The following is a 10,462-nucleotide window of genomic DNA, read 5'->3' on the forward strand; positions in this document are numbered from 1 at the left end:
CTCCCCATTCTCACCCGCCTCCCAACCGAGCACCCGATGAGCACCGTGAAGTTAGACGAAGGATTAATTCAGGGCGACAGCGTTTCCAGTATCCTCGATTCTGCCATGGACGCCCATGGTGGTGTACTGCGGTTGACGCCAACCTGGGTCCCACGTTCATTCTTGCATCCCGGCCGACGGATCAAATTGCATCCGTCGGATTACTATCGATTCGGTGCAGATCGCGGCGGGATTGACGAACGCTGGTTCGGAAGCACGACCGACGCGGCCAACGAAGGCCGAGTTTGGCACGAAGGGCAGAGTTTTTGCTTGTTCGAAGGCAAGAAATTCATGCTCAAGGACGCTGTGGCCGAACGCGGCAACGACATCGTCGGCGAAGCGATTTATTCGAAGTATGACCGTTGGCCGGTGTATTCGAAGTTCTTCGACAACATGGGCCCCATCCCGCACCACATGCACCAGTCGTTTGAAGACGCGGAATTGGTTGGCCAGGAAGGCAAGCCGGAAAGTTATTACTTCCCGCCGCAGTTGAACAACGTCGACAACAATTTCTCCTACACGTTCATGGGATTGGAACCTGGCACGCAGCCTGAGGACGTGCGGCGTTGCCTGGAAAACTGGAACGAAGGCGACAACGGCATCTTGGATCTCAGCCGTGCCTACCGTCTGAAACGTGGGACCGGTTGGTTGATTCCACCGGGAGTTCTCCACGCTCCAGGGTCGTTGTGCACGTATGAGCCACAATGGGGCAGCGACGTGTTTGGCATGTACCAATCGATCGTCGAAGGCCGCTATGTGCCTTGGTCGTTGCTGGTCAAGGACATGCCGGAAGACAAGCACCAGGACCTCGATTTCATCGTCGGTCAATTGGACTGGGACAAGAACGTTGACACGCACTTCAAAAACAGCAATTACCTCGAACCGGTTCGCGACGAAAAACGCAGCGGCGACGGGTACGAAGATTTGTGGATCGTCTACGGCACGGTCGATGGGGCTCAATTGTTCAGCGCCAAAGAGCTGACAATCGCTCCGGGTGCCAAGTGCGTTCTCAAAGACGGTGCGGCCAGCAGCTGGATCACCGTTCAGGGCCGCGGCCGGATCGGCAACCTCGACCTGCAAACTCCCGCGATGATTCGCTTTGGCGAGAACACGACCGACGAGGTGTTCATCAGCCACGTGGCAGCGACCAACGGCGTCGAGATCGAAAACCTAGGCAGCGAACCATTGGTCGGTTTGCGGTACTTCGGCCCCAACGCTCACACCGACATTCCAAAAGCCGGTAGCTGAGCCCATTCGTTCCAAACGAATTGAGACCATTCACGAAAAGCGAGCGTTCCTCCGTCTGGGACGCTCGTTTTTTTGCGTCAACTGACAAGGACGGATGGTCGGTGGCAACCAACAGCGGGGGATCTCGGTGGAGAATCTCGATGCTGAATGGAGCGGTGTTGCGGTTCGTACCGGCAATGTTTGCGAGACGTGTCCAAGACAGGATGGATGCGACTTGTCGACTTTGAGTTGAGACGATATCCTGCCGCTTTGCCCGCGGATGTGGCGGAATTGGCAGACGCGCTAGACTCAGGATCTAGTGCCCGATAAGGGCGTGGAGGTTCGAATCCTCTCATCCGTACTTGATTGAAATTCAACGAATTAGCCTCCCTTTGGGCCGCTGTGATTGAAACGGCGCCCGGCAAGGAGGCTTTTTTCGTGCCGTTTTTGTGTTCTGGGCTTTTGTAACAACCGACGCTGCCTCTCAATTTGATTGCAGTGGCTGGTCCGGTTGTGACGATGCAGTGGGTTGTGCGGAGGGGCTTTCTGCACCGGTGAGCGAGAAAACTCGGTCGCCGATTCATTCGAACACAAGGTGGCACCGTGACCGGCAAGCTCATTCGATTCAATCAACGGAAGCGTTCCGCAAAATTGGCGTCCGCGAAACGTGTTGCCCTTGCGTTGGCAATCGCGACGTCCACGGCGATGGGAGTTTCTGCCCAGCGTCCCAATCAGCCTCAGCTGAAGCACCTCAATGTGCCCGGTTCCGTGGCGGATTCCGTGGCGACTCGCTTGAGTCTCCAGTACCTCGACCAACCGGGCGTGACCATCACGCCCGATGACCGTCCCGGCGGCGGGTTGTTGGTGCTGGCTCCGCCTGATTTGCAAAACAAAATTGCGGCTGACGCGGCGACGTTGTCCAACAGCTTGGCTCAAGTCGCTGGACCTCAGTCCGCGACGCCCATCACGGTGCACTTGGTCAACATCACGTGGCGGGAAGTGGAAGACGCCCTGCGGATCATCGCTGGCGAAGACGTGCCTGTGACGACCAGCCGCAACGGGGAGCGAGCGTCGTTCACGTTGACGATGGAAAAACGTGGCGGCACGACGACGCGAGTCGAAGTCGATCGACGATCCAACGCGGTGACGTTGACGACCAGCCCGCTGATGCACAACACGTGGCGGAAAACGATCCAAGCGATCGACCAAGCCCCTCGGTTTGCAGGCGAAGAAACTCGCGTGTACATGCTGCAACACGCCAAGATTTCGTCGGTGCAGCGTGCCATTCGTTTGCTGCGAGACCTGGACCCCAAGAGCGGTTCTGGCACCTCGGCACGCCCTGCTTCCAACCGGACTCAGGCCAACTTCCGCACCGCAGCATTTCAGAATGAGGGCGGCACTGCGGCGCCGGACGGAGCCGCTGATGTGGCGGCAGCCGATTCCGACTCGGAGGGCGACGATGCTGCCGGTCCGATCGGCGATCCCGAGATTCAGTTCGTTCCTGAGTCGGGTTTGATCATTGTCAAAGGCAACAAACGCGATATCCAACGCGTCATGGATATCGTCAAAGACATCGAAGAAAAGAGCAAGCTGACTCAGCCTGAGATCCAAGTTCGTCAACTTCAGCATGCCGATTCCAACGCGGTGTCGGCTCTGCTCACGCAGCTCTATGAAGACGTGTTGTCGGCTCGCCAAGGTGACGTCAGCATCACCGCACTGGATTCGCCCAACGCATTGTTGTTGATCGGTCGCAAAGAAGCGATCGAAGCGGTCAACGACTTGATCGAAAAGATCGATCAGCCGATTCCAGACTCGGATCGCTTGCGTGTCTTCCGCTTGCAGCACGCATCGGCAACGGACGCGGAAGCCACCATCCAAGGGTTCTTCACCAATCAACCCGGTGGCGATGAAGAAAATCGTCCTGGATTGGGAGTTCGCGTTCGGGTCACGGCCGACTATCGAACGAACTCGTTGATCGTCAGTGCGTCGCCGCGCGACCTCGCGGAAGTGACTCGATTGGTCGAGGAAATCGACGTCCAGAAAATTGCGTCGACGGCTGAAATCAAAGTCTTTCCGCTCACCAATGCACGAGCCGAAGACATGGTCGAGGTCTTGCAGGATGCGATTTCGGGAGAGCCTGAAAACATCGCCGGCGACACGACTGCCGCTGCATCGTCCTTGTCGATCGTTTCACTGAGTTCACCCGGCAACAAGATCCTTGATTCAGGGGTTTTGAACGGTGCCGTGATCACCGCGGACAGCAACGTCAACGCTGTTGTCGTTCGTGCTCCCGCTGGTGGCATGCCATTGATCGCTGAACTGATTCGTCAGCTCGATCAAACGCCCGGCATTGATTCGCTGGTCAAAGTGTTCACGATCGAAAATGGTGACGCGACGCAGTTGACCACCGCACTGCAGAACTTGTTCGGCGACGATGCTGCGACCAGTGGGACCAGCGTTGGTGCAGGCAACCTTGGCAATCTGCAGACATTGACAGCTTCCGAGAGTGCGTTGACTCCGCTGGTCTTCTCAACCGACATCCGCACCAACAGCATCATTGCCAGCGGCTCGGCCGAAGACTTGGAAGTGGTCGAAAGCATCTTGTTGCGACTCGACAGCGAAGGTTTTGCCGAACGCATCACCGAAGTGATTTGGCTCAAGCACCAAATCGCGGAGAACGTCGCGGCAGCCATCACGAACTATGTTTCGCAGCGTCAGCAATCTCGCAACGTGATCACGCAGTTCCAGCAAGGCCTGGGGCCCTTGGACCTGCCAGATCGCGACATCGTCGCGGTTGCCGAAGCTCAAACGAACAGCGTGTTGCTCAGCGTCTCGCCACGGATCTATGAAGAGGTCCGTCAGCTGATCGATCGCTTGGACCGTCGTCCACCGATGGTGTTGATCAAAACCTTGATCGCCGAAGTGGAACTGGACGACGGCTTTGAAATCGGCGGTGAGTTCGGGCTGCAAGACTCGTTGCTGTTCGACCGTGGTGTTGCAGCAGATCCGATCAATAACTCGGATCCGGGGTTCAACTTCACCGGAACTAGTGTGAATCTGCCGAACAACAACTTGGTTGGGCAAGAGAATTTGGCGTCGCAAGGCTTGACCAGTTTTGGCGCCTCTGCCAGTCAGTTGACACAGCTCAGCGGTCTTAACTCCGGTGGCTTTGTCTTCTCTGCGGCCAGCGAGTCCGTCAACCTGTTTTTGCGAACCCTGCGAGTTGCCAATCGACTGCAGATTCTCAGCCGGCCTGAGATCATGACGGCCGACAACACGGAAGGTTATGTCCAAGTCGGTCAAAGCTTCCCTCGTCCCACTGAATTGTCCTTCACCGGAGGAACGGGCGGGACGGCGTCTCAACCGATCATCGGGATTGAAGACGAGGAAATCGGGATCATCTTGCGAGTCACTCCCCGGGTTGGTGCGGATGGTCTGATCATGATGGCCATTGATGCCAGTCGCAGTGACATCAACCCGAATGAAGGGCAGATCATTGGTTCGTTCCAAGACGATGTTCCCATTTTCGTGCCGGCGATCGATCGAACACAAGCCCAAGCCACCGTCACTGCGTTTGATGGACAGACGGTTGTCTTCGGCGGATTGATTCAGAAGTTCCGTCAGAACCGGACTCGTCGAGTCCCATACCTGGCCGACATCCCGCTAGTGGGAACGTTCTTCAAGTACGACTCCGAGATCGAAACTCGGAGCGAACTCTTGGTGGTCATGACGCCTATCTTAGTGACCGGCCACGAAGACCTTGAATACGTCAAACAGGTCGAGTCCAGCCGCATGAGTTGGTGCTTGGCCGACGTGGTGGAGATGCACGGTGACGTCGGTTTGTCGGGTGGCTATGGATTGTGGGGACCCGCCGTGGGCCCAACGATCTACCCCGATTTGCATCCCACCGTGGATGTCTTTCCTGCAGCCGATATGCCCGGTGGCAATCGAGCGATGAAGGCGGGCGTGATCCCACCAGGAAGCGTCATCAATTCGGTCGACGGAAACGTGGTCCCCGGTTCGGCAGGGCAATTGCCACCCGATGTGACTTTGAATCCAGGTGAATCAATCATTCGCAATGACTGGATCGAAGCTCCTCAGGGATCCGTGCCAACGCCACAGCAAGGGTTGCCGGTCGATCAATTGCCCGCACCAGTGATGTCCGCACCGGGTGAGTTTCTGCCAGCCCCTGTTTCAGGTGGCGTTCCCGCAACGGGAGCAGGTTTCACCGGAGCAACGCCGACCAAGCAAGCCAGCAACGGCGCGACATCGCAAGTGCCGGTCAAGCAGGTCTCCGCTCGAATGCCTTCGCAGCCGTCTGCCAACCAGCCGACGAGCACGCCTCCCGCTGACAAGAAATCTGTGAGCGAAGAAGTGCCTGCCAAGAAACGTTGGTTCAACTTCAATCGATCGAAGTAGTGAGTCCATTGCCAAGTCACGCCGGCGTGAATCGCGTCCTGCACTCACGCTGGCGTGACATGGCAACGAAGAAGTGCATCCGTTTGGGAACGTCCCGGCGGATCGTCAAAGACGACGTTGTTGCAATTTCATTCAGAACAATCCCGCAATTGTTCCGGTGATCGTCACCAGCGTTGATGGAATTTGTGTCGTCGTGAATCTTCGTCCCAAGGTGCCAATCGCACGGGGGAGCATTCGCGGTCAACCCTCAAAGCAGAGACCCAGACATGTCATTGAAATCTCGCGCCCGAATTGCATCCCGAGTGACACTCGGGGTTTGCTTGGTCAGTCTGACACTCAGCACCGGTTGTGCGTCGATGACCCAGTCCGACTCCGCGGCTCCGAAGAAAACACTGTTGGAGCGGATGCCCTGGGCCAAAAAGGATCAGGCACCTGAACCGTATCCCAACCCCGCGAAGCTGGCGGCCGTTTGGTCGACGGAGTCACTCACTCAGGTCGGCCGTGTGCCCACGCGTGGTTTTGGCGGACGCATCTTCTTCTACGATGAAAAATCCAAGCCGGTGCCGGTGGAAGGCACGTTGGTGATCCATGGCTTCGATGAAAAATCAAAGGACCCAAAGGCGGCCGTGAAACGGTATGAGTTCACTCCCGAGCAATTGACCAGTCACTTCAGCCAGTCGGACGTCGGTGCCTCTTACAGTGTTTGGGTGCCGTGGGATGCGATCGGTGGCGAACAACGTCACATCTCGTTGGTGGCGTCGTTCAAGACTCAAGAAGGCAAGACCATTCAGGGGCAACCAACCAATGTCTTGTTGCCGGGGTCGAAAACCGACGCTGACATGGCACTCGCCAATCGGTATTCGCCTGACTTCCGAGCGTGGCAGCACGCCTCGTCGGGCAAGACCTCGCCGAGCAGCGGTTTGACAACGACGACGATTTCTCGCCCCACGGTTCGGGATCGCTCGAGCGAGTTGCCACCCTCGGTGGGAAGCTGGAACGTCGCGCGTTCGACTTCTTCCAATTCGATTGACATCGCGATGGTGAACCAAGGCAATGCACCGGAGGACGCCAGTGGCGAACCGGCCGACGCAATCGCTTCGCCGGACAAGACGAGTTCGCCACAAGTCCTGCCGGCATCCACACGATTGAAGTGAGTGAGACCTCGGGGGACGTGTGTAGGCCAGGTCTTACTGGCTGGGTTTGGACGGGCTGCGTTGAGTTTTGAGGGGTGGTTCGACGCCTCGCTTTGTTCCAAAGCATTGGCGTGAGTGCCAGGTAGAACCTGGCCTACGTCACTGGCCGGTTGATTTGCCAGGGCAGTGACATGCCCGGCCGTGAACACGCCTCGCTTTGTTCCAAAGCATTGGCGTGGATGCCATGTGGGACATGGCCTACGAGCGGATCGAATGTCGGCCAGGTGAGGTTCGGCCTGCATTTCGGGAGGTCGGCACGGCAGATCTACAAAAAAAGAGCCCGGTGGATACCGGGCTCTTGGCGTTTGTCATGGGGTTGTCGGCTCAATTGGCCGCAAGGCAGATCAGCCCAAGTTCCAACCGTCGCGGTATTCGCGTTGGACGAACTGGTTGACGGCTTCCACATTGGGGCTCGTCAGATCCTTGGCGTTCCATTCAATGCGTTGGCCTTCGCCGGCACGCATCGCCAAGTTGCCGACCAAGATCGTTTCGGTCAGGCGGCCAGCGTAACCGAAGTTCGACATGGTGCCGGGCTCGTACTCGCCTTTGATCGTGCTGACGAATTCCCATTTGTGACGCTCGTCGCCACTGGCTTTGAAGGGGATGCGAGGCAACCAAGGTTCGGGCTTCTTGAAGTCGACGTACTTGTCTTCTGGAAGCAAGTAGTACTTGGCTCCGTAATCGTCGGGTGAGAACACGAGGCCTTTGCTGCCGACGATGACTGCACCGGATTGTTTCCGGCCGCCGTCGCGTTGAGCTTGAACGCGTTTTTGGAACGACTCGGGCAATTGCGAGATGATGCTTTCAGGTGGCAGGTTGCCGCCGTCGTACCAGTAGAACTTGCATGGTGGCAACGTTTTTCCGTCGGCGCCTTCGCGTTCTGGAAATTCGAACATCAGCGAGCTGCTGCCGGGGTACTGTTCGCCTTCGACGATGCCAGGGTTCTTCACAGCGGTGACCGCGATGGGGTCCCACAGTTGAAGGGCTTTGACGGGCATGTTGGTGGTGTGACAGGCCATGTCACCGAGAGCACCGGTGCCGAAGTCGACCCAACCACGCCAGTTGAACGAGTGGTAAGCGCCTTTGACGAACGGACGCATCGGGGCTGGGCCGATCCAAGCGTCCCAGTTCAACGAATCTGGCACGGGGTCTTCGCCGGCAGGGCGTCCGCCACCTTGTGGCCACACGGGACGGTTGCTGAAGATGTGGATCTCGCTGACGTCGCCAATCGCGCCGCTTTGGATGACTTCCACTGCTTCGCGAAGACCGTCTTCGCTGGTGCCTTGGTTGCCCATCTGAGTGATGACGCCCGTCTTCTCAGCGGTTTCTCGCATCAGGCGAGCTTCGCGAATCGACCAAGTCATGGGTTTTTGGCAATAGATGTGCTTGCCCATGTTCATGGCTTTGACACATGCCGCAGCGTGTGTGTGGTCCGGCGTGCTGCAGGTCACGATGTCGACCTTGTCGCCCATCTTGTCCAGCATTTCGCGGAAGTCATCGAACTGTTCCGCATCTTGGAACTCACGTCCCTTCTTGGCCAGGGTGTCGCGATCGACATCGCACAGGGCGGCGATCTTCACACCTTGGTTGGCGATGTGGCTGGTGTCGCTGCCACCTTTGCCGCCGACGCCGATGCAGGCTGCTGACAACGAGTTCAATGCGGAGGATGACTCATCTTGTGCCACGCTGGTGCCAGCGAAGTAGCCGACTCCTGCGGTCAATGCGGCCGATTGGCCAATGAAACGACGGCGGTTGGTTTTCGAGGTCATGGACAAACAATTCCGAAGGTAGGAAGGGCGGGCGGGCGGAAGTGTGAATCGCCACCGCATCAGGCTGCAGCGAGATTCTGTAACAAGATATCGTAGGTGATCGCAGAGTGGAGCGATGATCCTGCAATCGGATTGTACTTCACCTGAGTGCCTAGATTAACAACTCAATAGAGGCCGTTCAATCTTTCCGCAAGAACGATTGTGAGTCCGCTGGTTCTGGGAATCTCGGAACAGGACAGGGAACAGCACAAATTTGTGCAGGGGGGAACGAAATGACCATCCAGAAAAAGAGCCGCTCCCGAGAAGAAGCGGCCTGAGGCATTTGTTTTAGGGGGAATTCGCCCGTTTGGGCAGGCGATCACCGGAGGCCGTGTGCCGCAGCAAATCGTCGCCGTTGAGGCGGTTTCTCAATCAGGACGTTTCGATCAGCTGCCAATTGCCGGCATCGGTCTCGACCTTCCAAATTTCCGGGAGTGCTTCGTCTTTCAGTTGGCTGGCGACCAACGATGCCAACGGATCGGGGATCACAAAGGCGACGACTTGATTCCGGTTGCGTTTGAGGATTCGTCGGACGGCTTTGCCAACACGGTGTGCGGCTTCGTGCATCGACTCACCGCCGGGAGGGCAAGTCGACTCCGGTGTGTCGCACAATTCCCGATACAGTCGAGGCTGGTTGCGACGGATTTCCTCGATCAGTTTGCCGTGCCACAGGCCGTGGTCCACGTTGCGAAACTCATCGATGACCTTGGGACGCAGATCGCGGCCTTCGGAAAGACAGGTTGCTGTTTCCACTGCGGATTGGCAGGGGGCACAGTAGATCGCATTCAAGCGAATGCCCGCCAATTCACTGGCGAGAGCTTCCGCCTGCAAACGACCGCGTTCGCACAACGGCACGTCCAGGTTGCCCTTCATGCGACCTTGTTCATCAAAGGTCGTCGCGCCGGGACGAATCAAAACCAGCTTGGAAGCGGCTTTGGGCCAAAGTGAAATCATGACTGTTCTCCTGATGGAGGAGGCGAACCATGCATGGCTTGGGTCAGTTCGTTGATCGCGGTTTCGTAATCATGCTGGCCGAAGATCGCGGAGCCAACGACGAACAAATCGCAACCGGCCGCGCGAGCGGCGCCAATGGTCTCGGCTTTGATGCCGCCATCGATTTCCAGCAGCAAGTCCGGTTTACGTTCTTTCAGGCTACGCAACCGATCCAGTGACACCGGATTGAATTTTTGGCCGCCGAACCCAGCGTTGACGCTCATCACCAACACCATGTCGACGCAATCCAGGCAGGCGTCCAACTGGGTGAAATCGGTGTCGGGGTTGATGGCAACGCCCACACCCACACCCAGGTCGTGAATCTTTCCCGCCACGTCGACGCTGTCATTCACGGCCTCGACATGGAAGGTCAGCATGTCCGCGCCAGCATCCACCATCGGCTTTGCATACGCCAAAGGATCGCTGATCATCAGATGGACATCCAACGGCATGTCCGTGTGACGACGCAGGCCTTCGACAATGGGCATGCCGTAGGACAGGTTGGGCACAAAGTGGCCATCCATGACATCCAAGTGCAACACACGCGTTCCCGCGGCGGTCAGCTTTTCAACCTCGGTGCGTAAATCACCAAAGTCACATTGCAAAAGGCTCGGCAAAATTGCCGGCCCAGCAGCACGGATGGAATCGAGCTTCGCTCGGCTCATACAGTTGTCTCATCGGGGAATGGATTCACCACGCAGGGATCACGCCAGGTGGCCAATGGAAACGTCCGAAAACGCTCAATCGAGGTCTCGCCGCCAGCTCGGGGAAACCGAGCCGCCT

At 57.5% G+C, this 10,462-nt stretch carries 6 protein-coding genes and 1 tRNA gene; 4 read left to right on the top strand and 3 right to left on the bottom strand.

Features of this window, described 5'->3' with window-relative positions; translation table 11 throughout:
- Positions 1-36 precede the first annotated feature (36 nt).
- The 4 genes from UH5x_RS26725 (at position 37) to UH5x_RS26740 (ending at position 6,839) form a co-directional block, all read left to right on the top strand.
- A complete protein-coding gene (locus tag UH5x_RS26725) occupies positions 37-1,287 on the top strand; it encodes a cupin domain-containing protein (protein ID WP_047812481.1) in 1,251 nt (416 codons plus the stop codon).
- A gap of 255 nt (positions 1,288-1,542) precedes the next feature.
- Positions 1,543-1,627: transfer RNA gene (locus UH5x_RS26730), tRNA-Leu, on the top strand.
- A gap of 242 nt (positions 1,628-1,869) precedes the next feature.
- Positions 1,870-5,685 (top strand): secretin N-terminal domain-containing protein, encoded by a 3,816-nt coding sequence (locus UH5x_RS26735; protein WP_482634245.1) that lies wholly within the window; start codon positions 1,870-1,872, stop codon positions 5,683-5,685.
- Positions 5,686-5,951: 266 nt separating this feature from the next.
- Positions 5,952-6,839 (top strand): hypothetical protein, encoded by an 888-nt coding sequence (locus UH5x_RS26740; RefSeq protein WP_047812484.1) that lies wholly within the window; start codon positions 5,952-5,954, stop codon positions 6,837-6,839.
- Positions 6,840-7,222: 383 nt separating this feature from the next.
- Here the strand turns inward: UH5x_RS26740 and UH5x_RS26745 are convergent, their stop codons facing one another.
- From UH5x_RS26745 to rpe, 3 genes are all read right to left on the bottom strand, one after another.
- Complete coding sequence (locus tag UH5x_RS26745; protein WP_047812485.1) at positions 7,223-8,647, bottom strand: Gfo/Idh/MocA family protein; 1,425 nt, start codon at positions 8,645-8,647, stop codon at positions 7,223-7,225.
- A 411-nt stretch (positions 8,648-9,058) separates the two neighbouring features.
- A complete protein-coding gene (locus UH5x_RS26750; protein ID WP_047812486.1) occupies positions 9,059-9,640 on the bottom strand; it encodes a histidine phosphatase family protein in 582 nt (193 codons plus the stop codon).
- On the bottom strand, positions 9,637-10,344 hold the full coding sequence (gene rpe, locus UH5x_RS26755; RefSeq protein ID WP_047812487.1) for a ribulose-phosphate 3-epimerase: 708 nt from the start codon (positions 10,342-10,344) through the stop codon (positions 9,637-9,639). The genes UH5x_RS26750 and rpe overlap by 4 nt, the downstream gene beginning before the upstream one ends.
- Positions 10,345-10,462: the final 118 nt, after the last annotated feature.

The sequence above is a fragment of the Rhodopirellula sp. UH5 genome (assembly GCF_056839225.1).